The 24,272-nt window shown below is 68.8% G+C and carries 23 protein-coding genes; 17 read left to right on the top strand and 6 right to left on the bottom strand.

All coding sequences use genetic code 11. From position 1 onward, the window contains the following. Positions 1–56: 56 nt before the first annotated feature. The 9 genes from ACZ50J_RS20895 to ACZ50J_RS20855 all read left to right on the top strand — a co-directional run bounded on the left by ACZ50J_RS20895 (position 57) and on the right by ACZ50J_RS20855 (position 8,846). Entirely contained in the window at positions 57–824 is a 768-nt protein-coding gene (locus ACZ50J_RS20895; protein WP_464299079.1) for a (Fe-S)-binding protein, read from the top strand. After that, positions 821–2,302, top strand: a complete 1,482-nt coding sequence (locus ACZ50J_RS20890) for a LutB/LldF family L-lactate oxidation iron-sulfur protein (protein WP_464299078.1) — start codon at positions 821–823, stop codon at positions 2,300–2,302. Before ACZ50J_RS20895 ends, ACZ50J_RS20890 begins: the two co-directional genes overlap by 4 nt. Further along, a complete protein-coding gene (locus ACZ50J_RS20885) occupies positions 2,299–2,949 on the top strand; it encodes a LutC/YkgG family protein (protein WP_464299077.1) in 651 nt (216 codons plus the stop codon). Before ACZ50J_RS20890 ends, ACZ50J_RS20885 begins: the two co-directional genes overlap by 4 nt. A gap of 105 nt (positions 2,950–3,054) precedes the next feature. Beyond that, complete coding sequence (locus ACZ50J_RS20880) at positions 3,055–4,563, top strand: flavin-containing monooxygenase (protein ID WP_464299076.1); 1,509 nt, start codon at positions 3,055–3,057, stop codon at positions 4,561–4,563. Between the two features lie 4 nt (positions 4,564–4,567). After that, positions 4,568–5,833, top strand: coding sequence for a glycosyltransferase family 4 protein (locus ACZ50J_RS20875; protein ID WP_464299075.1), 1,266 nt, complete (start codon positions 4,568–4,570; stop codon positions 5,831–5,833). Further along, a complete protein-coding gene (locus tag ACZ50J_RS20870; RefSeq protein ID WP_464299074.1) occupies positions 5,830–6,555 on the top strand; it encodes a class I SAM-dependent methyltransferase in 726 nt (241 codons plus the stop codon). The genes ACZ50J_RS20875 and ACZ50J_RS20870 overlap by 4 nt, the downstream gene beginning before the upstream one ends. 53 nt (positions 6,556–6,608) lie before the next feature. After that, complete coding sequence (locus tag ACZ50J_RS20865; protein WP_464299073.1) at positions 6,609–7,652, top strand: glucosidase family protein; 1,044 nt, start codon at positions 6,609–6,611, stop codon at positions 7,650–7,652. Then, positions 7,652–8,272 (top strand): class I SAM-dependent methyltransferase, encoded by a 621-nt coding sequence (locus ACZ50J_RS20860; RefSeq protein WP_464299072.1) that lies wholly within the window; start codon positions 7,652–7,654, stop codon positions 8,270–8,272. Before ACZ50J_RS20865 ends, ACZ50J_RS20860 begins: the two co-directional genes overlap by 1 nt. Before the next feature lie 46 nt (positions 8,273–8,318). Continuing rightward, positions 8,319–8,846, top strand: coding sequence for a DUF2599 domain-containing protein (locus tag ACZ50J_RS20855; protein WP_464299071.1), 528 nt, complete (start codon positions 8,319–8,321; stop codon positions 8,844–8,846). 146 nt (positions 8,847–8,992) lie between these two features. On the opposite strand, the gene trxA is transcribed toward ACZ50J_RS20855, so the two are convergent. Next, positions 8,993–9,391: a thioredoxin gene (gene trxA, locus ACZ50J_RS20850; RefSeq protein WP_464299070.1), complete on the bottom strand. Its 399-nt coding sequence runs from the start codon at positions 9,389–9,391 to the stop codon at positions 8,993–8,995. Between the two features lie 346 nt (positions 9,392–9,737). Between trxA and ACZ50J_RS20845 the strand changes: the two genes are divergently transcribed. From ACZ50J_RS20845 to ACZ50J_RS20835, 3 genes are all read left to right on the top strand, one after another. Then, entirely contained in the window at positions 9,738–10,193 is a 456-nt protein-coding gene (locus ACZ50J_RS20845) for a cysteine dioxygenase (RefSeq protein ID WP_464299069.1), read from the top strand. 108 nt (positions 10,194–10,301) lie between these two features. Beyond that, on the top strand, positions 10,302–11,570 hold the full coding sequence (locus tag ACZ50J_RS20840; RefSeq protein WP_464299068.1) for a low temperature requirement protein A: 1,269 nt from the start codon (positions 10,302–10,304) through the stop codon (positions 11,568–11,570). Positions 11,571–11,592: 22 nt separating this feature from the next. Further along, positions 11,593–12,384 carry a crotonase/enoyl-CoA hydratase family protein gene (locus ACZ50J_RS20835; protein WP_464299067.1) on the top strand — a complete coding sequence of 264 codons (792 nt, stop codon included), beginning with the start codon at positions 11,593–11,595 and terminating at the stop codon, positions 12,382–12,384. Positions 12,385–12,392: 8 nt separating this feature from the next. On the opposite strand, the gene ACZ50J_RS20830 is transcribed toward ACZ50J_RS20835, so the two are convergent. Then, a complete protein-coding gene (locus ACZ50J_RS20830) occupies positions 12,393–13,211 on the bottom strand; it encodes an alpha/beta fold hydrolase (RefSeq protein ID WP_464299066.1) in 819 nt (272 codons plus the stop codon). A 9-nt stretch (positions 13,212–13,220) separates the two neighbouring features. Then, on the bottom strand, positions 13,221–14,408 hold the full coding sequence (locus tag ACZ50J_RS20825; protein ID WP_464299065.1) for an MFS transporter: 1,188 nt from the start codon (positions 14,406–14,408) through the stop codon (positions 13,221–13,223). Between the two features lie 96 nt (positions 14,409–14,504). Here ACZ50J_RS20825 and ACZ50J_RS20820 point away from each other — a divergent pair, with 96 nt between their 5' ends. Beyond that, positions 14,505–16,547, top strand: a complete 2,043-nt coding sequence (locus tag ACZ50J_RS20820; RefSeq protein WP_464299064.1) for an NAD(+) synthase — start codon at positions 14,505–14,507, stop codon at positions 16,545–16,547. 62 nt (positions 16,548–16,609) lie between these two features. Here the strand turns inward: ACZ50J_RS20820 and ACZ50J_RS20815 are convergent, their stop codons facing one another. Further along, positions 16,610–17,089, bottom strand: a complete 480-nt coding sequence (locus ACZ50J_RS20815; RefSeq protein WP_464299063.1) for a hypothetical protein — start codon at positions 17,087–17,089, stop codon at positions 16,610–16,612. A gap of 185 nt (positions 17,090–17,274) precedes the next feature. Here ACZ50J_RS20815 and ACZ50J_RS20810 point away from each other — a divergent pair, with 185 nt between their 5' ends. The 3 genes from ACZ50J_RS20810 to ACZ50J_RS20800 are packed head-to-tail and all read left to right on the top strand — an operon-like array spanning position 17,275 to position 22,112. Beyond that, on the top strand, positions 17,275–20,508 hold the full coding sequence (locus ACZ50J_RS20810; RefSeq protein ID WP_464299062.1) for a DEAD/DEAH box helicase: 3,234 nt from the start codon (positions 17,275–17,277) through the stop codon (positions 20,506–20,508). A gap of 45 nt (positions 20,509–20,553) precedes the next feature. Further along, entirely contained in the window at positions 20,554–21,429 is an 876-nt protein-coding gene (locus ACZ50J_RS20805; protein ID WP_464299061.1) for an SDR family NAD(P)-dependent oxidoreductase, read from the top strand. Positions 21,430–21,437: 8 nt separating this feature from the next. Then, positions 21,438–22,112 carry an NAD(P)H-binding protein gene (locus ACZ50J_RS20800; protein ID WP_464299060.1) on the top strand — a complete coding sequence of 225 codons (675 nt, stop codon included), beginning with the start codon at positions 21,438–21,440 and terminating at the stop codon, positions 22,110–22,112. Between the two features lie 65 nt (positions 22,113–22,177). On the opposite strand, the gene ACZ50J_RS20795 is transcribed toward ACZ50J_RS20800, so the two are convergent. Continuing rightward, a complete protein-coding gene (locus ACZ50J_RS20795; RefSeq protein WP_464299059.1) occupies positions 22,178–23,074 on the bottom strand; it encodes an SDR family oxidoreductase in 897 nt (298 codons plus the stop codon). 101 nt (positions 23,075–23,175) lie between these two features. Between ACZ50J_RS20795 and ACZ50J_RS20790 the strand changes: the two genes are divergently transcribed. Beyond that, on the top strand, positions 23,176–23,745 hold the full coding sequence (locus ACZ50J_RS20790) for a TetR/AcrR family transcriptional regulator (RefSeq protein ID WP_464299058.1): 570 nt from the start codon (positions 23,176–23,178) through the stop codon (positions 23,743–23,745). Here the strand turns inward: ACZ50J_RS20790 and ACZ50J_RS20785 are convergent, their stop codons facing one another. Beyond that, positions 23,746–24,141 (bottom strand): hypothetical protein, encoded by a 396-nt coding sequence (locus ACZ50J_RS20785; RefSeq protein ID WP_464299057.1) that lies wholly within the window; start codon positions 24,139–24,141, stop codon positions 23,746–23,748. Positions 24,142–24,272: the final 131 nt, after the last annotated feature.

Below are 24,272 nucleotides of genomic sequence, written 5' to 3'. Positions count from 1 at the left end.
TCTAATGGTCAGACCATTAATTCTGGTGCACCGCTTTTCGTAGGGAGTCGTCACGCATGCCGACCGATCGATCGCCCGCAGCTCCCCGCGTCGCGCTCTTCGCGACCTGCTTCAACGACACGGTCTGGCCCGAGACGCCGCGCGCGACGGTTGCCCTGCTGGAGCGGCTCGGCGTCACCGTCGACTTCCCGATGGCGCAGACCTGCTGCGGGCAGATGTTCACCAACACCGGGTATGTCGACGAGGCCGTCCCGCTCGTCCGGTCGTTCGTCGACGTCTTCGGCTCGTATGACGCGATCGTCGCGCCCTCGGGGTCGTGCACCGGGTCGGTGCGCGAGCAGCATCACTGGATCGCCGAGCGGTCCGGTGATCCAGGGTTGGCTCGTGAGGTCGATCGGCTCGCACCGCGGGTGCACGAGCTGTCGGAGTACTTGGTGGACGTCCTCGGTGTCACCGATGTCGGCGCGTACTTCCCGCACCGGGTCACCTATCACCCGACGTGTCACTCGCTGCGCATGTTGCACGTGGGCGACCGGCCGCTGCAGTTGCTGCGTGCCGTCGGCGGCATCGACCTGGTCGAGCTCCCAGCAGCGACCGAATGCTGTGGATTCGGAGGCACTTTCGCGATGAAGAACGCCGACATCTCGGTCGCCATGGGCACCGACAAGGTCCGGCACATCCGCGAGACGGAGGCGGAAGTCGTTGTCGCCGGGGACAATTCGTGCCTCGCGCACATCGGCGGGTTGCTCGACCGGGGCCGTTCCGGCGTACGGTCGCTGCACCTCGCGCAGATCCTGGCATCGACCGAGGAGCACCCGGCATGAGCACCCCACGAAATCCGGTCGGCGCGACGACCGCGACCTTCCTCGGTATGCCGAAGTTCCCGAAGCTGGCCGCGCCCGAACTGCGCAACCCGGTGCTGCGGCACAACCTGCAGATGGCGACGCACACGATCCGCGACAAGCGAGCCCACGTGGTCGCGGAGGTCGACGACTGGGAGGAGCTGCGGGTCGACGGCGCGCGCGCCAAGGATGCGGCGCTGAACCACCTGGACGAGCACCTCGAGGAGCTGGAACGCAACCTGCAGGCGGCCGGCGCCACCGTCCATTGGGCCCGTGATGCAGCCGAGGCGTGCTCCATCGTCACCGAACTCGTCCAGGCCGCCGGCACTGACGAGGTCGTGAAGGTCAAGTCGATGGCCACCCAGGAGATCGAGCTCAACGAGGCGCTCGAGGCGGCCGGCATCAGTGCCTGGGAGACCGACCTCGCGGAGCTGATCGTGCAGCTCGGTCACGACCGGCCCTCACACATCCTGGTCCCCGCAATTCATCGCAACCGCAGCCAGATTCGCGAGATCTTCGCCCGCGAGATGGGCACGGTCGGCCGCCCGGCACCGGACGACATGACCGACGAGCCGGCGCAGCTCGCCGAGGCCGCCCGCAAGCACCTGCGGGAGAAGTTCCTGCGCGCGAAGGTCGCGATCTCCGGTGCCAACTTCGCGGTGGCAGAGACCGGGACGCTCGTCGTGCTGGAATCGGAGGGCAACGGCCGGATGTGCCTGACCCTGCCCGAGACGTTGATCAGCGTCGTCGGCATCGAGAAGGTCGTGCCGGCCTGGGACGACCTGGGCACCTTCATGCAGTTGCTGCCGCGGTCCAGCACCGGCGAGCGGATGAACCCCTACACGACGATGTGGACCGGCGCGACACCCGACGACGGTCCGCAGGACGTGCACGTCGTACTCCTGGACAACGGCCGGACCCGCGTCCTGGAGGACGAGCTCGGCCGCCAGGCGCTGCGGTGCATCCGCTGCTCCGCGTGCCTGAACGTCTGCCCCGTCTACGAACGCGCCGGGGGGCACGCCTACGGCTCGGTCTACCCCGGCCCGATCGGCGCGGTGCTCACGCCGCAACTGCGGGGGACCGCCAGCGAGATCGACCAGTCGCTGCCCTACGCGTCCAGCCTGTGCGGTGCCTGCTTCGAGGCGTGTCCGGTACGCATCGACATACCGCGGCTGCTGGTCGAGCTGCGCAGCCAGGTCGTCGACCAGCACCGCGGCGGCCTGCCCTCGGCGGAGGCCGCCGGGATGCGCGCCGCCGCCTGGGTCTTCGGCAACCACAAGCGGCTCGAGGCCGTCCAGTCCGGCGCAGCCGCCGGCGCCCGATTGCTCGGCAACCGGACGACCCTCGGTCGGCTGCCCTGGCCGGCGTCGGCGTGGACACAGGCGCGCAATGCGCCCGCTCCGGCGAAGGAGTCGTTCCGCTCGTGGTGGAAGCGCACCCACGAGGAGGGTCGGTCATGAGCGGAGCCCGCGAGGAGATCCTCGGCCGGATCCGGCAGGCACTCGGCGAGAGCCCTGCTCCCGACGAACCCGCCCCGGGTCGTATGGCGCCGCGGCCGACACCCGACCCGGCTCAGCACGAGGAGTTGGTGCAGCGCTTCGTGGCGATGACCGCGGACTACCGGGCAGTCGTGGAGCGCTGCGGTCCTGGCGAGATCTCCGCGCACGTCGACGCCGCGCTGCGCGCGCATCATGCCGGCCGGGTCGTCATACCGGCGGGGCTGGAGCGTGAGTGGATGACCAGGTCCGGAGCGGACCTGGTCCACGACGGTGCCGAGGTGGCCGTGTCAGAGCTGGACCGGTGCGACGCCGTCGTCACCGCGGCCGCCGTGGCCATCGCCGAGACCGGCACGATCGTGCTCGACCACACGCCCGACCAGGGCCGGCGCGCGGTGACCCTCGTGCCGGACGTCCACGTCTGTGTCGTCCGGGAGAGTCAGGTGGTGGCGGACGTCCCTGGCGCCATCCGGCTGCTGCGGCCGGCCATCGCGGCGCACCGGGCGCTGACCTGGATCAGTGGGCCCAGCGCGACCAGCGACATCGAGCTCAACCGCATCGAAGGAGTGCACGGACCGCGGCACCTGCATGTGATCGTCGTCGCCGGCTGAGCAACCGGCCGGGACACCGGGCGAGCGGTCGATCTGGCGTGCCATGTGACCGGCGGGTAACTTGGACCCTCGGACCACACCCCGATCGCGAGCCGAGGAGACACGATGCCCTTGCAGGATCACTACGACGTGCTGGTCGTGGGGGCCGGTCTCTCCGGCATCGACGCCGGTTACCGGATCCAGACGATGTGCCCCGGCACCGACTACGCCATCCTCGAGGCGCGCGAGAGCCTCGGCGGCACGTGGGACCTGTTCCGTTACCCGGGCATCCGGTCCGACTCCGACATGTTCACCCTCGGTTTCCCGTTCGAACCGTGGACCGGAGAGAAGTCCATCGCCGACGGCGCCGACATCCTGCAGTACCTGAAGGACACGGCCGCCAAGTACGGCATCGACGAGCGGATCGTCTACTCCACCAAGGTGATCCGCGCCGACTGGTCGAGCACCGATGCCCGCTGGACATTGACGCTGCAGACGCCCGACGGGCAACGTGAGGTCACGGCCGACTTCGTCTATCTGTGCTCGGGCTACTACAACTACGAGCAGGGTTATCGACCGGATTTCCCCGGCATCGACGACTTCGACGGGCAGGTCATCCACCCGCAGTTCTGGCCCACCGAGGGCCTGGACGTGCAGGGCAAGAAGGTCACCGTCATCGGTTCCGGCGCGACCGCGATGACGCTGGTGCCGGCGCTCGCACGGCAGGGCGCGCACGTGACGATGCTGCAGCGCTCGCCCACCTACGTCATCACCCTGCCGTCGCGCGACGTCATCGCGAAGACGCTGCGCAAGGTGCTGCCCGCCAAGCAGGCGTATGCCGCCGTGCGGCTGAAGAACGCCGCCACGGCCGTCGGGTTCTACGAGTTCTGCCGGCGCGCGCCGGGTGCGGCGACCAAGGTCCTCCGCGGCGGGGTGGCCCGGCAGATCAAGGACAGCGGCGTCGACATGGCAGCCTTCACCCCGCGCTACAAGCCGTGGGACGAGCGACTGTGCATCGTGCCGGACTCCGACCTCTTCAAGGCGATCCGGGAACACGACGTGGACGTCGTCACCGACACGATCGACCGGGTCGAGGACGGCGCCATACACACCGGATCGGGGGTGTCGATCCCGTCCGACATCATCGTCACCGCGACCGGACTGAACGTGCAGTTGGCCGGTGGCGCCACGCTGAGCGTCGACGGGCAGGAGTGCGACCCGGGACAGCGCTACATCTACCAGGGCCTGATGCTCGAGGGCGTGCCGAACGCGGCGGTCTGCATCGGCTACACCAACGCGTCGTGGACGCTGCGGGCCGACCTGTCGGCGCAGTTCTTCTGCCGGTTCGTCAACCATGTGCGGTCCGGCGGGTACGCCTACGGCTACCCGACCGTGGAGCAGGAGATGCCGGCGTCGCCGGCGCTGGACCTCGCCGCCGGGTACATCCAGCGTTCGATCGCGACGCTGCCGAAGCAGGGCGACCGCAAACCGTGGTTCCTGCGGCAGAACTACTTCTCGGACCGTCGCGACGCCCGACGGGCCGATATCACCGACGCCATGACCTTCGTGCGCCCCGGCGAGACCCGGTCGCCGAACGACGACCTGCACGCCGCCGCTCAGCCGAGCGTCGCCTAGACCTATGCGGATCGCGCTCGCGTCATACCGCAGCAAGGAGCACTCCGGCGGGCAGGGCGTCTACGTACGCAACCTGTCCCGCGAGCTGGTGGCGCTCGGGCACGAGGTCGAGGTCTTCAGCGGCCAGCCCTACCCGGTGCTCGACCCTGGCGTCCGCCTGACTCCGGTGCCGAGCCTGGACCTCTACCGGGCCGACGACCCGTTCCGGCGCCCTGCTCGCAGCGAATTCCGTTCTGCGATAGACGTATTCGAGTTCGCCACGATGTGCACCGCGGGCTTTCCGGAGCCGCGGACATTCGGTATGCGGTTGTCCCGGCTGCTCAAGGACCGGTTGGACGACTTCGACATCCTGCACGACAACCAGACACTGGCGCCGGGCCTGCTGGCGCTGGAGCGCCGCGGTCTGCCGTTGCTGACGACCATCCATCATCCGATCAGCCGGGATCGTCGTCTCGAGCTGGAGGCGGCGACCGGCTGGGGTCGCGTCACCAAGCGCCGGTGGTACGGCTTCGTGCAGATGCAGGGTCGGGTCGCCCGGCGCAGCAGGCACATCCTCACCGTGTCCCAGGTGTCGGCGCAGGACATCGCCACCGACTTCGGCGTGCCGCGCGACCGGATGCGGATCGTGCCGGTCGGTGTCGACGTCGACCGCTTCCGGCCGCGCCCCGAGCCGCGGGTGCCCGGCCGGATCGTGTCGATCATGAGCGCCGACGTCCCGCTGAAGGGTATGGCGGTGCTGGTCGACGCCCTCGCCGAGCTGCCGCGGGACGCCTGGAGCGAACTCGTCGTCGTCGGCACCCCGAGCGAGTCGACCGGCAAACGGCTCGCCGATGCCGGCCTGGTGGACCGGGTGACCTTCCGCAGCGGGCTGACCGACGAGGAACTCGCAACGCTGATCGCCTCCGCGTCGCTGCAGGTCATCCCGTCCCGGTACGAAGGCTTCTCGATCCCCGCGATCGAGGCGATGGCGAGTGGCACGCCGCTCGTGGCGTCCGCAGTCGGCGCACTTCCCGAGCTGCTCGCCGACGGTGTGGGCCGGCTGGTGCCCGCTGGTGACGCGGGTGCGTTGGGTACGGCGATCGCCGAGGTGTTGGCGTCACCGGCCGAAGCCGCACGGATGGGTGCGGCCGGTCGGGACCGAGCGGTCGCGACTTACAGTTGGCGCGCGGTTGCGCAGGCAACCGCCGATGTCTATGCCGAGGTGATCGCTGCGGACACCACCGTGTCCGCGCCGCCGGAGGCCACGAGAACCAAGGAGTCAGCACGATGATCACGATGGACTTCGAGTCGGCGTTCCCGGTCGCACCCGGGATGAGCGTGCTCGACGTCGGCGCGGGTCAGGGCCGGCATTCGTTCGAGGCGTTGCGCCGTGGTGCCGTGCTGACCGCGTTCGACCAGTCCGAGTCGGATCTGGCCGACATCAAGACCATGTTCGGCGCGATGGAGCTCGAGGGTGAGGTTCCGGAGGGTGCGTCAGGGACCGTGCTGCACGGTGACGCTCGCTCGATGCCCTTCGAGGACAACAGTTTCGACCGGGTCATCGCCTCGGAGATCCTCGAGCACGTGCACGAGGACGAAGCCGTGATGGCCGAGATCTTCCGCGTCGTGAAGCCGGGCGGGCTGGTCGCGGTCTCGGTGCCACGCTCCTGGCCGGAGAAGGTCTGCTGGAAGCTGTCGGACTCCTACCACGAGGTGGAGGGCGGTCACATCCGCATCTACCGGGCGTCGGAGCTGGTGGAGCGCCTGGAGCGAGCGGGCCTGGCGCCATACAAGCAGCATCACGCGCACGCCCTGCACGCGCCGTACTGGTGGCTGAAGTGCGCCGTCGGCCCCGACAACAACGACAACCCCGCGGTCAAGGCCTATCACCGGCTGCTGGTGTGGGACATGATGAAGGCACCGTTCGTCACCCGTGCCGCCGAGAACGCCCTGAACCCCGTGGCCGGGAAGAGCTTCGTGGTCTACCTCCGCAAGCCGGAGATCGCCGCGTAATGGGGGTGCAGCGACCGGTCGGGCGCGTCGGTGCACTGTCGGTGCCTGGCGTGATGACTGCCGAACAATGTTCTGCCACAGCGCAGTTCGTGCTTCGTCAGCAACGCGCCGACGGCTCGATCCCGTGGTATGACGGCAGCCACCTCGACCCCTGGGACCACATCGAAGCGGCCATGGGACTGACCGTCGCCGGGCACTGGTCGGCGGCCTGGCGGGCGCTCGAATGGTCCGCCGCGAACCAGCGCAAGGACGGTTCGTGGCCGATGGTGCTGCGCGACAACGGTGTCGAGGACGCGGGCTCCGACACCAACCAGTGCGCCTATTTCGCAGTCGGTTTGTGGCACTACTACCTGGTCACCGGTCGCACCGACGGCCTGGCGCGGCTGTGGCCGACCGTCGAGGCGGCGATCAACTTCGTCATCCGCGCCCAGCATCCGGGCGGCGAGCTCGGCTGGGCCGTCGGCACCGACGGCGGCGTCGCGGACTTCGCCCTGCTGACCGGCAGCGCGAGTGCCCTGCAGTCGATCGAGTGCGCCTGCCTGATCGCGGCGACCCTCGGGCACGACCGACCGCGGTGGCGCTGGGCCGGGAACCGGTTGGCCGAGGCGTTGCGCGAACGCCCCGACTCGTTCGCGGATCGATCCCGCTTCTCGATGGACTGGTACTACCCGGTGCTCGCCGGCGCCATTCGCGGGTCGGCAGCGGTCGAGCGGATCGACAACGGCTGGTCCGACTTCGTCCGAGCGGGCCACGGTGCGCGCTGCGTTAACGATCAGCCCTGGGTGACCTCGGCCGAGTCCGCGGAGCTGGTGGCCGCATTGGATGCGATGGGTGACACCGATCGCGCCGTGGCCGTGCTGGACGACCTGCAGGGCCTGCGGGACAGCGAGACCGGCGGCTACTGGACGGGTCGCAACCTGCCGGACATGGTGCTCTGGCCGCGGGAGCAGACCTCGTGGACCGCCGGTGCGGTGCTGTTGGCGGCCGACGTCGTGACGCAGACGACGGCAGGCGCGGGGCTGTGGCGCGATGCCGGCTGGCCCGGCGACGAGTCGGTCGAACCTGCTCCGTTGGCGCGCGATGAGGCGGTCGGCTGATGCCCGTTCCGCCGGAACTCGCCGAAACCGTGGCTGCGACAACGGGTTTCATGCCGGTCGACGAGGGCAATGCGCTGTATGACGTCGCGCTGGGTGCCCGCGCCGGCACCTGGCTGGAGATCGGCACCTACTGCGGCAAGTCGACGCTGTTGCTCGGAGCCGCGGCTCGCGCGGTCGGCGTGCGACTGGTGACCGTCGACCACCACCACGGCTCGGAGGAGAACCAACCGGGCTGGGAGTGGCACGACAGCTCGATGGTCGACCCGCGCAGTGGACTGCTGGACACACTGCCGCACTTCCGGCCCGTGCTCGACGCCTTGTCCGATGTCTGCTCGGCGGTCGTCGCGAAGACCGAAGTCGTTGCGGGCTGGTGGAATTCGCCGATCGAGCTGCTCTTCCTGGACGGCAACCACACCGAGAAGACGGCGCAGCACGACTACCGTGCGTTCGCCCGGCATCTCGTTCCCGGCGGGGTGCTGCTGGTGCACGACGTCTTCCCCGACCCCGCCGACGGTGGCCAAGCTCCCTGGCACGTCGTGCAGTCCGCGCTCGCCGATGGCTTCACCGAGATCGCGCAGCACGGTTCGCTGCGGGTGCTCACCGCGCCGCCACGTTCCTGACCTTCGACGGTCGAGGGTTGGGTCCGGCTGCTGAGAGGATGGCGGCATGTCTCGGGTCCGCGTCGCCGGTATGACGGTGCTGTTGCTCGGTGCCGTCGCCGCGTGTGGGACGAGTTCCGGCAGCGACGGGCCGACCATGCACTCGGACAACTCATCCTCACAAGGTGGCCGAGGAGTGGGGGAGCGCAGCGGAGGAACGTCTCGAGGTCCCTCTGCTACGAAAACCACTGCGCCGTTTACGAGTTCGTCCGAACCGGTGAGCGCGCCACCGCCATACATCAGCAGGGTGGTGTGGGTCAGTCTGCCGAGCGGACGCAGCCTGCAGATCTACCCGACCGCGAACGGCCGCACCGTCACCGGTGACTCGGCCGAGGGTGAAGCGTGGCGCGAGGTCTTGCGTAAGGCGCCCGGCGCCGGAACCCCAGGAATGCGAGCACAATTCGAATGCCACTGGGTCTTCGCTCGGCTGGCCGAGCCCAACAAGCCCAGTTGGAATCTCGAACCTTGGCGGCCGGTCGTGTCCGCCCAGCAGATGTACGACACCCGCTGCAATCCCGGCGGAGCCGAGGTCTGACCAGACGACGAATGACGGCTCCCTCGCCGAGTGACGGTGCAATACGACCGTCACTCGCCGAAGAAGCCGTCATTCGGCATAGTGCGTTGACTCACGCTGGTCGAGGAGCCGTGAGGTACGAGCGGCGTCTCGAGACCCGGGGCGGGCTACTCGGCCTGCGTGCCCTTCTCGCCGCCCTGCTGCTTGGCCTCCTCCTCCGCGATCTGGGCCCGGACCTCGTCCATCGGCAGCTTGCGCGCCTGGTCGATGAGCGACGTCAGCTCCGGACCCGGCAGCGCGCCGGCCTGGGCGAAGACCCGGATGCCGTCGCGGAAGATCATCAGTGTCGGGATCGAGGTGATCTGCAGGGCCTGGCTCAGCGCCGGCTCGGCGTCGGTGTCCACCTTGCCGAACGTGAGGTCCGGGTGCTCGTTGGAGGCGTCCTCGAAGATCGGCGCGAACATCTTGCACGGGCCACACCAGTCCGCCCAGAAGTCCACCAGCACGATGCCGTCGGACTGGACCTCGTCGGCGAAGGTGTCGGTCGTGAGGGTCTTGGTTGCCATCGTGGTGAACTCCTTGATCGACGGTGGCGGTCTGCGGCAGGTATGACGCCGCTCATCCCACCCAACGACCGGGCGGCCAGGATCCTTCCGATCGTGCCCTGCACCTCGTCCGAATAGCGATACTCAAGTCTCGTCATACGAGACGACGCGAATTGTGTTTGGCGAATGCCGAGCGCCCATGTTCTGCTGGAGGCATGTCTTCGCACGTCACGCCTCCCATGCGACTCGCCGACCGGCGTCGTATGGCGACGTGGCATGTCTGCCGCTATTGAGCCGATCGAACGCCCGACTCACCCCGCAGACCGCAGCGCCCAGGGCGCTCCCGCCATTTTTCACGGAGACTTCGATGACGACCGCTTCGCCCGGCATCCGGGATTTCACCAGTGACCAACTCGCCCGTGTGGCACGGCTTTTCGCGCACGACGCCGATCTCACGATTGCGAGCAGTCGCACCAGCGCCGAGCGACAGCGCCACCAGCTGACCAAGAATCCGCACCTCGAGGTGTGGTTGATGACCTGGCCGTCGGGTGCCACCACCGACTGGCACGACCACGGCGCTGCGGCCGGCGCCATGGTCGTCGTCCAGGGCGAGCTGATCGACCGCCTGTGGAAGGGCGGCTCGGAACACTGGCGCGACCTCACTGTCGGCGACGAGATCGCGATCGCGCCGCGGACCGCGCACAACCTCACCAACGTGGGCGACGACGTCGCGATCACCATCCACGCCTACTCGCCGGGGCTCGCCGAGATGACGCCATACGCCTGGGAGAACGGCCAGCCGGTCGCCATCGACGCGTCCTGAGCCCGAAGGGCACGGCCCTGCTGCGAGGATGCCGGGCATGAGCGAGCGGAGCGAGCGACCAGAAGGCACCAGGGCGAATACCCGCACCCGAGGGACGAGGGGTCGGGTATGAGCAGCAGCCCGTCGCCTTCCGAATTCAAACGTCGGCTCACTCCGATGCGCGGGCGCGACCCAGGGGAAGGTGAGCGGGCGTCCACGCCGCTCGAACTCCTCTTCGACCTGATCTTCGTGGTCGCGGTCGGCACGTCGGCAGCACGCTTCGCCGAGATGGCCGCGGAAGGACACATCGCCAAGGGCGTCCTCGCGTTCCTCTTCGCGATGTTCGCCATCTGCGTCGCGTGGATCAGCTTCACCTGGTTCGCGTCGTCGTTCGACACCGACGACTGGCTCTACCGGATCCTGACGATGCTCACGATGGTCGGTGTCGTGATCTTCGCGCTCGGGCTCGCGCCGATGTTCCACTCGATCGACGAGGGACACCATGTCGACACCCGGTTGATGGTGATCGGGTATGTCGTGATGCGCGTGCCGCTCGCCGCGCAATGGTGGCGGGCCGCGCGCCAGTCCGCCGACTACCGGCTGGTCGCCCTGCGCAACATCCGGTGGATGCTGCTGGTGCAAACCGGTTGGGTCGTCTTCGGATTCGTCCCGATGCCGCTGTCGCTGACCGTCGTGATCGGAGTCTGCCTCGGCATCTGCGAGTTGCTGATCCCGGTGCTGGCGCAAGGCGGCGCCAACGGCACGCCGTGGCATCCCCGGCACATCGCCGAGCGCTACAGCCTGCTGGCGATCATCACCCTCGGCGAGGGCATCGTCGGCACCATCGGTTCGTCGCAGGGACTGCTCGGTGGAGAAGCGGGGGACCACTGGAGTTGGAACGCCATCGCGGTCGTCATCACCGGCGTCGGTCTCACCTTCGGCCTCTGGTGGGTCTACTTCATGATGCCGTTCGGCGCCTTCCTCGAACACCGGCCGACATACGGCTATCTCTTCGGTTACGGGCACGTGCTCGTCTTCATGGCGATCGCCGGCACGGGTGCCGGGCTGCACATCCTCGGCCTCTACCTGGAGCACGAGTCGGAACTGAGCGAGGCGACCGCGGTCATCCTGCTGACGGTGCCGGTCGCGATCTACCTCGCCGCGATCTATGCGCTGCACGACGTCTTCATCGGTCGGCTGGATCCGCTGCACCTGATCAACGCGGTCGTCACCTTCGTCCTGCTGGCTGTCGCCGTCGTACTCGCCGTGACCGGGGCACCGATCTCGATCAGCCTGCTGCTGATCATGGCGGCGCCGTTCGTGACGGTCGTCGCCTACGAGGCGGGTGCGTATCGGTGGCAGGAGGCGCAGCTGGAACGCCTCGCGGCCGACTCCTGACTCCGACGTCTAGGCTCTACCCATGAGTAACATCGACGTGACCGTTGCCGACGGCATCGCGGATGTCCGGCTGGACCGCCCGGAGAAGCTGAACGGCCTGACCCTGCCGATGCTGCGCGATCTCGCCTCGGCCGCGCGGCGACTGCGCGGTGACCGGGACGTCCGGGCCGTCATCCTCTCCGGCACGGGCGACTCGTTCTGCGCGGGCCTCGACTTCAAGACCGTCACCGCCGATCCGAAGCAGCTGCCGCTCGGCATGCTGCCCCGGCCGTGGCGGGGGACCAACGTCTTCCAGGAGGCGTGCTGGGCGTGGCGGCGCGTGCCGGTGCCGGTGATCGCCGCGGTCCACGGCCATTGCTACGGCGGTGGGCTGCAGATCGCCCTCGGAGCCGACCTGCGAGTCACCGCCCCGGACGCGAAATGGTCTGTGCTGGAAGGTAAATGGGGACTCATACCGGACATGTCCGGCGTTCGCGCCCTTTCCGAGCTCGTCAGCATCGAGACGGCGAAGCGACTGACGATGACGGCCGAGGTCTTCTCCGGCGAGGAAGCCGGCCGGCTCGGGCTGGTCGGTCAGGTGCACGACCAGCCGTATGGCGCGGCGCGCGAGCTCGCCGAGTCGCTGCAGCAGCGGTCGCCGGACGCACTGGTCGCGGCCAAGCGACTCTTCGACACGACCTGGCGGTCCTCCCCGCGGCGTACCTTCGCCCGCGAGCGGTGGGAGCAGACGAAACTGCTGCTGGGCAAGAACTCCCAGATCGCTCGCGTCGCCGGCCTCAAGCGCGAGACGCCGGTCTTCCAGGCCCGCCGCTAGCCGCTCAATCAGGGGGTGCGCAGCAGGTGGCGCACCGCCGGCCAGGCGAGCAGGCCCAGCTCCCGGTTGGTGTCGTCGGTGCCGCCGCGGCGCATCGACTGACCCGCGACCACCGGCTCCTCGCCGGGCAGCATCGTGCGGTGACCCGCTGCCGGCAGCGTGCAGAGCTCGGTCTCGAGTCCGTGCTCCCGGCGGCGTGCGACGATCTGCTGCGCGAAGTCGACCGAGGGCCAGACCTGATCGTCACCGCCAGCCACGAGCAGCAGGTCACCGATGCGTTCGACCGGGATCGTCGCGCTGGCAACGGTTTCCGGGTCCGCGACGCGCAGACTCTGCTGATACATCCCCACGTATGCCGGAGGATCGGTGTCGGGCCGCCACGTCGTGTCGAACGGTATGGCGGGCAGAGGTTCGCCGCCATACGACCAGTGCGAGACCTGGGAACCGTCCGGGTCGATGAAGCTCCATGCGTAGGGACTGGGTGCGAATCCGATGCAGCCGTTGACCCTTTCGTCGTATGACGCAACAAGCAACGCCGCCTCCGCACCGAACGACATACCCGCGATGACCAACCGGTCGCACGCCGGTGCGAGCCGGTCCAGCGCCCGGGTGAACGTCTCGAGCGGCACCAGCCGTGGGCCGCTCGGCTGACCCGGTCCGCCGAACCACCGGATCGACATCGCCAGAACACCCTGCTCCGCCAGGAGCCGAGCCCGCGCATCGTCGACCCGCCCACTCGATCCGCCGATCGTGAGAATGCCTGTCCCACAATGCTTCTCGGGTATGGCGAGCACGCCCTCCGGGTCCTGCAGGGTCTCGACTCGCATGACCCGACTCTAATCGGCAGCGGCGACGCGTGCCGCGCGCTGCGAAAGGGTGGCGGCGATCAGGCTCGCCGCGGCCAGGGCGACGAGACCGAGCAGGACGGCTGTCTCCGAGATGTGCGCACTGAGCATCGAGACGATCGTCGGGACGAAGAACCCGAGGTAGGTCAGCGAATAGAACACGGCGTTGGTCATCGCGAGTTCGGTGCCCGGTGCGCTGTGCTCGATGCGGGTGAGGCCTCCGACCAGGGTGAGTCCGTAGCCGGCGCCGAGCACGACGGCCGCGACGAGGACGATGGGCATCGACCGGTGCGTGACGACCGCGGCCGTGAGCAACACGCCGACCAGGGCGGCGGCCATCCCGAGCACGCTGACGAGTCCGGGTCGCCGGGTCTCCAGTGCGCGGGCCGGCGACTGCACGAGGACGCCCACCCCGAGTGTCAGGCCGGAGAGGATCCCGGCGAAAGCGACTGAGAATGATGCGGTCTGGCCGCGGATGAGGGAGGGGAGGATCACCAGGCTGACACTGGCGGCGGTGAACACCCAGGGCGCCATGGGTGCGACGCGGCCCCAGAAGTGGCCGCTCAACGTGTGATGCCGGACCGCTTGCTCGCGCGAAGGGGCCGGGCGTTCGCTGCGCGGCACGTGTGTCGTCGGCGCGTTCCACACCAGCAGTCCGGCCGCGATGGTGAGGGCGATGTGCACGATGTACGGCAGCACCTTCGGACCGGGCAGCCACTGCGCGAGAAGCCCGGCAACCAGTGGCCCGAGGCCGAATCCGGCCGACAGCGCGATCGCCGCTCGTCGCGCTCCCGTGCCTGCGGGTTCACCGGCGGACAGCTCCTTGACCCAGGTGGTGCCGGGCGCCATCGCGGCTCCGGTACACACGCCGTACAGAACCCGCCCGATGAACAGCAGCGTCGGCGACGACTCACCCACGGCGAGCAGCAGCGATGACAGGCCGGCCAGGATCATCACCGGCCGCAGCACGGCGCGGTGCCCGAAGCGGCTGCCCAGTTCGGCCGACACGAGCAGCGCCGGGATCAGCCCCAGCGCGTATGCCGCGAACATCGCCGTGACCAGCGTCTGCGAGAAGTGGTCGGTGGCGCGGTAGACCAGCAGTAGCGGAGTGAATTGGTTGGCGCCCCAGCCCACCACGAACATTCCGGCGGCGACACGGGACCACGGCGGAATCGTCACACCGAGAATCATCGCAGCACGTCGTTTCGGGCTGCCCCGAAGTGTCGTGTGGCCTGGACCGACAGGTATTCCGGTCCGGCTGAGACACTGGCTGACATGAACTTCTTCTCGGCATACGACCAGGGCTTCGCGCGCGTTGCGGCGTGCACCGTCCCGACCGCGATCGCCGACCCACGGGCCAACGCCGCGACGATCATCGAGCAGGTGCGTGCGTGCGCCGCGGACGCGGTTGCGGTGGCAGCGTTTCCGGAGATGAGCCTGACCGGATACGCGATCGACGACCTGGTCCTGCAGGATGCCGTGCTCGAGGACGTCGAGGCCGCGCTCGGTGAAATCGCAGCAGCGACAGCGGATCTGCTACCCATGGTGATCGTCGGTGCTCCGCTGCGGAAGGGACTGCGGCTCTACAACTGCGCCGTCGTGATGCATCGCGGCGTCGTGCTCGGCGTGGCGCCGAAGAGCTACCTGCCCAACTACCGGGAGTTCTACGACAAGCGCTACTTCGCACCCGGCGACGACCAGCGCGGGGAGTCGATCACGGTCGGTGGCGCGACCGTGCCGTTCGGCCCGGATCTGATCTTCGCTGCGCAGGACCTGCCCTCGCTCGCCGTGCACGTCGAGGTGTGCGAGGACATGTGGGTGCCGATCCCGCCGTCCTCGGTCGCGGCGCTCGCCGGTGCGAACGTCCTGGTCAACATTTCCGGCAGCCCCATCACCGTCGGACGCGCCGCCGAGCGCCGGTCGCTGACGAAGGCGCAGAGCTCGAGATGCCTTGCGGCATACGTCTATGCCGCCTCGGGGTATGGCGAGTCGACCACCGACCTCTCGTGGGACGGCCAGACGATGGTGCACGAGTGCGGAAGCCTGCTCGGCCAGGGCGAGCGCTTCCCGAGCGCCGCAGCGCGCACCGTCGTCGACGTCGATCTGGACCGCATCCGGCAGGAGCGGCTGCGGGACGGTTCGCTGGCCGACAACGCACGAACCTTCAACGAGGCCAGTGCATTCCGCACCATCGACTTCCTGCTCGACCCGCCACGGGACGACATCGGTCTGCTCCGCAAGATCCAGCGTTTCCCGTTCGTCCCGGACGACGCGCAGCACCTGGCGCAGGACTGCTTCGAGGCCTACACGATCCAGGTGACCGCGTTGAAGCAGCGGCTGACCGCGATCGGCGGGCCCAAGATCGTCATCGGTGTCTCCGGCGGTCTCGACTCGACGCACGCCCTGCTCGTCGCGGCGCGCGCCATGGACGAGCTGGGGCGGCCGCGCACCGACATACTCGCCTACACGATGCCGGGTTTCGCGACCGGCAGCGCGAGCAAGTCGGCCGCGACAGACCTGGCGCAGGCCATGGGAGTTTCGTTCCAGGAGCTGGACATTCGCCCTGCCGCGACCCAGATGCTGAAGGACATGGGGCACCCCGCCGGAGACGGGGAGCCGGTCTACGACGTGACGTTCGAGAACGTCCAGGCCGGCCTGCGCTACGACTACCTCTTCCGAATCGCCAACAAGGAGAACGGCATCGTCCTCGGCACGGGGGACCTGTCCGAACTCGCGCTCGGCTGGTGCACGTATGGCGTCGGCGACCAGATGTCGCACTACAACGTCAACGCCGGCATCCCGAAGACGCTGATCCAGCACCTGATCCGGTGGGTCATCGGCGACGGCCACTTCGACGAGGCGGCATCGCGCACGCTCCAGACCATCCTCGACGCCGAGATCAGTCCCGAGCTGGTGCCGGCCGGCGCGGATGAGAAGCCGCAGTCCACCGAGGACACGATCGGCCCCTACGCGCTGCAGGACTTCAACCTGTTCCACACACTGCGGCACGGCATGCGACCGAGCCGCATCGCCTTCCTGGCCTGGCACGGCTGGCACGACGCGGACTCGGGCGAATGGCCGCCGGGCTACCCGGACGACCGCCGGAACGCGTACTCGCTCGCCGAGATCCACGACTGGCTGGAACTCTTCATCAAGCGGTTCTTCGGTTTCAGCCAGTTCAAGCGGTCCGCACTGCCCAACGGCCCGAAGGTCGTCGCCGGCGGCGCACTGTCACCTCGCGGCGACTGGCGGGCGCCCAGCGACGGCAACGCGGACGTCTGGCTGCGTGAGCTGGACCGCAACGTCCCGAAGAAGTAGCCAAAGCTGGTCGAGTGGCCGGAGGAGCGGAGCGGGGGAGGGTGTATCGAGACCCCGCCGGCTCACCCCTTGCCCCAGTCGAGGATCCGCCAGCTCTCGGAGCCGTTGTTCCGTACCAGGTAATAGGACCAGGCCTCGTGGTCGGGCTTACCGCCCTTGGTCATGCCCTTCACGTGCCGGAAGGTCGCCGAGGTGTCGACCTGGACGCACTTCTTCCACTTGGTCGCCTCCCGCGCCTCGCACTGGGCGCCGGTGGTGACCGGTCCGGTCCGGAGGATGCGCAAATCCTCCACCCGGGGACCGTGCAGGCTCCACCATCCCGCGTCGACGCCGACGCGGTCGCCGACGACCACTGCCTTGGCGGCGGAGTAGTCGCGGTCGTTCAGCGCCGTGGCGAAGGTTCGGACGACGCCGGCCGGTGACGTGGTCGCGTCGGGGCGGGCAACCGTCTCACGGGGCTTGCCCCACAGCCAGAGCCCGAGAACCCCCGCCAGGACGATGATCGCCAGGCCAAGTCCGACGATGCTCTGAATCCGACGCATGGTCCGAGTATTCGTCGGACAGGGTGCTTTCGTGAAGTCGAGTCCAGGATTCGTACCCGCGTCGCAGCATCCGCAGCCCCTACTGACAGCTGTCGACCGCCCACATCCCGGGCCCCGGCGGTGCGTCATACACAGGGGCTGACGTGGTGTTCGCCAGTGTCGGCCCCGGCGGCTACCGTCGAAGCGTGATCAACCCGCCCGAGCATCAGCTGAGAGGCGCCGAGTGGGTGCGGCGCGTCGGGCCCGAGCAGCTCGCGGCGAGGTTGGGCGAGCTGACGCTTGCCCGCGCCGAGCTGTATGTCGACTCCGAGCGGGTGCAGACGATCAACACCGGCGACCAGGGCCGCTTGCTCCTGGCCACGGTCGAGGGCAACCGGGCCCGCCCCTACACGGTGATGATCACGCGGGTCGAGGACCGCGACGGGCTGCCCGACTGGCACTCGCGGTGCTCCTGTCCGGTCGCGACCGAGTGCAAACACGTCGCCGCGACCCTGTTGACCGCGCGTGACCATCTCGGTGGCAGCGCACCGGAGCTGCCCGCGTGGCGCAGGTTCGTGCAGGAGCAGTTGGAGGATCCGCCGGTCGATCACACCGATGACGGGGTCCGCCTCGGGCTGCGGGTCGAGGCGAGCAAGGAACTGCGCGGCAGGCGGCGGGTGACCCGGGTGTCGGTCCGGCCCGCGCACCTCACCAAGACCAGGAACTGGTCCAAGACGTCGTCCTGGGACGAGATCGCGCTCAACCGGGTGCGACGACGCTTCAACCTCGCGCAGGCCGACGCGATCAGTGCGCTGCGCGACGTCATCGTCGGTCGCACCCACCAATACGCCCTGGCGCCCTCGGAGCTGCACCTCGACGAGGCCGGAGCCGGCGTCTGGTCGGCCCTGCGGGACTGCATCGCGACCGGTGTGGAGCTGCTGCCGGCATACACCAGCCGTGAGCAGATCCGGCTGCTGCCCGACCCGCTGCAGGTGGCCGCCGACTTCGGTGAGCAGGACGACGGGTCCCTGCTCGGCACCGCGAACGTCGTCGGGCTCAGCGCCCCTCCCGGTGAGATCGTGCTGTTCGGCGACCCCGGCCACGGGCTCGCAATGGTCGGACACGACGGCAGCATCACGCTCGCACAGCTCGAGACCGCACTCAGCCCGGCGACGCGGGCGCTGCTGCTCGATGGTCCGCTCACCGTGCCGCCGGAGGACGCCGAGGAGTTCCGCGATCTCTACTACCCGCGACTGACCCGCCAACTGCGGCTGGTCTCCAGCGACGGGATCACCGTGCCCGACCCGCTGCGCCTGCGGCTGGTCGTCAGTTCGCCGGAGTCGCAGGCGATCCAGGTCACCGCCCGGATGCTGTATGCCGGCAAGCATCCCAAGCCGGTCGCCCTCGACGTCTACGACCGCACTCGCGACCGCGTCGGCGAGCACGAGCTGGTCGGCCGGATCGACCCGGCGCTGCGAGAGCTGGGCCTGATGGAGCTGATCGGCGGGCTCGGCTGGTGGCCGGTGTCCGACAGCATCCTCCGCGGCTGGCCGGCGGTCCGGTTCGCGGAGGCGATGGACGAGCTGTCCGACAACGACGACATCGAGATCGTCGTCGACGGCGAGCTGCCGACCTTCGAGGAGAGCACGGTCGCGCCGCTGATCACGATCGGCGCCGCCGATTCCGAGGACAACGACTGGCTCGACCTGCATGTCACCGTGACGATCGACGGCGAGGAGGTGCCGTTCGCCGAGCTCTTCGCGGCACTGGCACGCGAGGACGACGCGATGCTGCTGGCCTCCGGCACGTGGTTCTCGCTGGACCGCCCGGAGTTGATCCAGCTCGAGCGCCTCATCGCGGAGGCGCGTGAGATCGCCGACAAGCAGCGAGAAGGCCTGTCGATCAACCGGTTTCACGTCGGCCTCTGGGAGGAGCTGGAAGAACTCGGCGTCGTCGACCAGCAGAGCGAGCGATGGACCCGCCAGCTGGAGCGGGTGCGAGCGCTCGACCGGTTCTCGGCGCCGACCGTGCCGGAGTCGCTGCACGCGACGCTGCGCAGCTATCAGCTCGAAGGATTCACCTGGCTCGCCGCCCTGTGGGACTGCGCGCTCGGCGGCATCCTCGCCGACGACATGGGTCTCGGTAAGACGCTGCAGACCCTGGCGCTGCTGGCCCGTGCCCGCGAGGAGGGTGAGCTGGACGTGCCGGTGCTCGTGGTCGCGCCCAGCTCCGTCGTGGGCACCTGGGTCGGCGAGGCGGCCCGGTTCACGCCGGACCTGCGTGTGGTCGCGCTCACCGAGACCAGCAAGCGGCGGGGCAATACCGTGCGGGAGGCCATCGGCGATGCACACGTGGTCGTCACGTCATACGCCGTGTTGCGGCTGGACGCCGATCAGTTCGCCGAAACAGCTTGGAACGGCTTGGTGCTCGACGAAGCCCAGTGGGTCAAGAACCACGCCTCCAAGACGTTCCAGGCGGCCAAGCGCATCGGTGCGCCGTTCACGCTCGCGGTCACGGGCACCCCGCTGGAGAACTCCCTGATGGACCTCTGGTCCATGCTCGCGCTCGCCGCCCCCGGCCTCTACCCGCGCCCCGAGGCGTTCGGGCAGCGCTACCGCAAGCCGATCGAGCGCGGTGAGGCACCGGAGCTGTTGGACCAGCTGCGGCGCCGGATCCGGCCGTTGATGCTGCGTCGCACCAAGGAGCAGGTGGCGAGCGACCTCCCGCCCAAGCAGGTCCAGGTGCAGGCCGTGGAGCTGGGCGCCAAGCATCGGCAGACCTACGACCGGCACCTGCAACGCGAACGCCAGCGGGTGCTGGGCCTGCTCGAGGACCCGGACGGCAACCGCGTCGCGATCCTGGCCGCCCTCACCCGGCTGCGGCAGTTGGCGCTCGACCCGCGGCTGGTCGACGACATCCCGGGCGTCGCCGACAACTCCGCGAAGATCACCCTCCTCGTCGAGCAGATCGGCGAACTCGCCGCGGAAGGACACCGGGCGCTCGTCTTCAGCCAGTTCACGTCGTTCCTGGGGCTCGCCCGGGACGCGCTCGACAAGGCCGGGCTGTCCTCGTCATACCTCGACGGGCGAACCCGCGATCGGCAGAAGGTGATCGACGGCTTCAAGACCGGCGACGACCCGGCATTCCTGATCTCACTCAAGGCCGGCGGCGTCGGGCTCACGCTGACCGAGGCCGACTACGTCTTCGTGCTCGACCCGTGGTGGAACCCCGCCACCGAGGCGCAGGCGATCGACCGGGCGCATCGCATCGGGCAGGACAAACCGGTGATGGTCTACCGCCTGGTCAGCGCCGGCACCATCGAGGAGAAGGTCGTCGCGCTGCAGGAGCGCAAGCGCGAGCTGTTCGAGAAGGTCGTCGACGGGGACGGCGGCGTCGGCGGCGCCATCACGCCGGACGACATCCGGGCACTCCTGGAGTGACCCCGAAGCTGGTTACCTGACAGTAGGAATGTCTAGGGTGGCGTTATGCGCATTCTCTCCACCAAGCCCACCCGGTCGTATGCCGCAGCGCGGTGCCTCGTCACCGGAGGCTGTTCCGGCCTGGGCCAGGCCCTGGTCAAGCTGCTGGTCGCCGACGGCGCGCGCGTGCTCGTCGGCGACGTGCACGAGATCGCGCCGGAGGGCTCGCTGCCGGACGGCGTGGACTACCTGCGGCTGGACGTCAGCCGCGACGAGGACTGGGACAACGCGCGCAACTGGGTCGAGGGCAACTACGGCGGGCTCGACCTGCTGATCAACAATGCCGGCATCGCGGCGGGCGGCCGGATCGACGTCGCCGACATGGACGAATGGCGCCGCATCACCGACATCAACCTGATCGGCGTCGCCCGCGGTTGCCACACCTTCGTGCCGATGATGAAGCAGCAGGCCGGTGGGCAGATCGTCAACACCGCCTCGCTCGCCGGGCTGGTCCACGCACCTGCGATGGCGTCATACAACGCGGTAAAGGCGGGCGTCGTCGCGATCAGCGAGACGCTGCGGTCGGAGCTCGCGCCATACAACATCGACGTGTCGGTGATCTGCCCGTCGTTCTTCCGCACCAATCTCGCCTCGTCGTTCGGCGGCAAGGACGTCGACATGGAGGCCAACGGTGTCGACATGATCAACAAGGCGCCCAGGTCGGCGGATCAGGTTGCCGCCGTTGCATTCTCGGGTATGAAAGCCGGCAAGCACATCATCCTGACCGACCGTGACGGGCATATCGCGTATGCCGCCAAGCGCTACGCGCGTCCCGTCTACGACCGGGCGATGAAGGCCGCCGGCAAGCAGGTCGGCACCGGCAAGACAGCGACACCGAAGATCGTCGAGAAGCTGCAGGCCCTCGGCGCGAAGAGGAAGTGAGGTCCGGCATGAGCTCGGTCGCCATCATCGGTGGGCACGGGAAGGTCGCCCTGTTGCTCGCGAAGCAGCTGGTGGAGCAGGGGCATCAGGTGCGATCCCTGTTCCGCAACGAGGACCACGCATCCGAGGTCGCCGCGACCGGCGCGACACCGGTCGTGGCCGACGTCGAGAACCTCGACGTCCCCTCCCTCTCCGACCTCCTCAGCGGGGTCGATGCCGTGGTGTGGTCGGCCGGTGCAGGCGGTGGCAGTCCGGCACGCACCTACGCCGTCGACCGCGACGCCGCCATCCGCAGCATGAACGCCACCGCCGAGCTCGGCATCGAGCGCTACATCATGGTGTCCTACTTCGGCGCGTCGACGGATCACGGTGTGCCCGAGGACAATTCGTTCTTCGCGTATGCCGAAGCGAAGGCCGCTGCCGACGAATACCTGCGCGGCACCGGCCTCAAGTGGACCATCGCCGCACCCAGCCGGCTCACCGACGACGAGCCGACCGGGCGCATCGAGGTCAAGGGTCAGGACGGCGACGACCTGGCGTCCGGATCGGTCTCGCGGGCCGATGTCGCGGCCGTCGTCGCGGCACTGCTCCCGGCCGAGAACTCCGTCGGCGCGTTCGTGCAGTTCAACAACGGCGCCACCCCGATCGCGGACGCCATCACGGCCATTACGCGGGTCGAATAAAGCGGGTTGAGTAGCGGGGGAGCGGAGCGGCGGAGCGTATCGAAACCGCGCGTCTCGATACCGACTCAGGCCTCGAAGTACGCGCCTGCCGCGATGTCCTCGAGCAGCGTCGGACCGGTGGGCTCCCACCCGAGCATGGCCCGAGTGGCGTCGGATGACGCCGCGCCCGGCATACCGAAGAAGCCGCCGATGAAACCGAAGTGCTCGATGGCGTCGTCCGGGTCGATCGATGTCACGGGCAGTCCGAGTCCGGCGCCGATCGCCTCGGCGATGGCCTTCGTCGGGACGCCGGTCTCACCCGTGGCGTGCAGCCGTGCTCCGGCCGGGGCGTTCTCGAGTCCGAGCCGTACCAGGCGGGCAGCGTCACTGCGGGCGACCGCAGCCCAGCTGTTGCTGCCGTCGCCGACATAGCCCGAGACGCCGGCCTTGCGTGCCGCGGCAACGATGAGCGCGATGAAACCGTGGTCGCCGACACCGTGGACGGTCGGGGCGAACCGGGCGGCAATGGCGCGGACCCCCTGATCGACGAAGTCGAGCGCACGGTTCTCCCCGCCACCGCGCAGCGAGTCCGGGCCGACATGGGGGCTGGCGTCGTCCTCGGTCGCGGGTCGGTCGGCGGCCAGGCCGGCCACGCCCGAAGCGAAGACGAAGGGCCGGTCGCTGCCGGCCAGCACCTCTCCGATGGCCTCGATCGAAGCCCGTTCGGCAGCGTTCGAGTTGGCCGGGTTCGTCCAATCGTGTTTGTTCGCAAGGTGTATGACGCCCTCTGCGTCATCGGCACCCTTGCGGATGGAGTCGAGATCGTCCAGGTCGCCACGTAGGACCGCGGCACCTTTCGACTCCAGTTGCGCTGCGGATGAGTCCGAGCGGGCGAGGCCGGTGACGCGGTGTCCGGCCTGCAGCAGGTCGTCGACGGTTGCGGAGCCGATCCAGCCGGTGGCTCCGGTGACGAATACGCGCATGGTGTGTCCTTCCGGAAAGCGGGGAAATCAGTGATGTCACTGACTGACATCACTCACCGTACACCTGGATGTCAGTGACTGTCATCAGTAGGATCGTCGGTATGGCGCGATGGCAACCGGGAGCACGGGAGCGACTGCAGGAGGTCGCCCTGCGGCTCTTCGCGGATCAGGGATTCGAGCAGACGACCGTTGCCGAGATAGCCCGTACTGCCGAGCTGACCGAGCGGACCTTCTTCCGGCACTTCGCGGACAAGCGGGAAGTGCTCTTCGCCGGCCAGGACGACTTCCTGCAGTTGTTCACCGACCCGATCGAGACGGCACCGGCGGGCACGGCGGCATACGAACTCATCACCCGCTCGCTGGCTGCCGCGGGCGAGTTCTTCCCGGACGAGCGCCGGGCGTTCGCTCGAGTGCGTGCGTCGATCATCGACGCGGAGCCTGCCCTGAAGGAGCGTGAGTTGGCAAAGCTGGCGACGCTGAAGGTTCGGCTCGGTGAGTTGCTCCTCCGGCGCGGCATCGCCGACCCGACAGCGACACTGGCGGCGGAGACGGGCGTGACGATCTTCCACCTGTCCTTCCAGCAATGGATCTCGAGTGGAGAAGAACGCAGCATGTCCGAGATCGCCCGGGAGCGTCTCGACGCGATGGCGGCGCTGACGGCCACCGGCTGATCAGGATCGGGAGCCCGGCCGCCCGCCCGAGCCGGGCGCCCCGTTGGGTGCACCACCCGGGACGGAGCCGCCCGGTGCGTTGCTCTTCGAACCGTTCTGTTGTGAATTGCCAGTCGTACCAGAGGATCCCGTCGTCCCGTTGCCTTGCTGGGAACCGAATCCGCCTTCGAAGGTCCGCATGTTGCGCATGCCACCGCCGAACCGTCCGTCGCCGCCACCGGTGCCGCTGGCGACAGCTGCCGATGCGGTGATCGCACCCGCCGAGGACAGTCCGATGGCGAGTGCGGCGACCACGGCGGTCTTCTTGCCGGACCAACGCGGCTGCCGCAGGACCGGAGCGGTCGTGTCGTGCCGGGGGTCCGGCGGCGTGGGGAGTCCTGGGTTCTCTTGCGTCATGGTTATGCGTCCTTCGTGCCGAGATGCGTTGTCGGACACGAAGATTGCGCGGACGGCTGTGCCCGTCCTTTGCGGCGCCGCTGCGAATCCTGGCAAAGCCTGAACATCGCCTGACCGTTCACGGGCGGACC

It is taken from the genome of Flexivirga sp. G2, from assembly GCF_055397625.1.
Note: the sequence above shows the minus strand (reverse complement) of the source record. Positions and strands in the feature narration are given on the sequence as shown.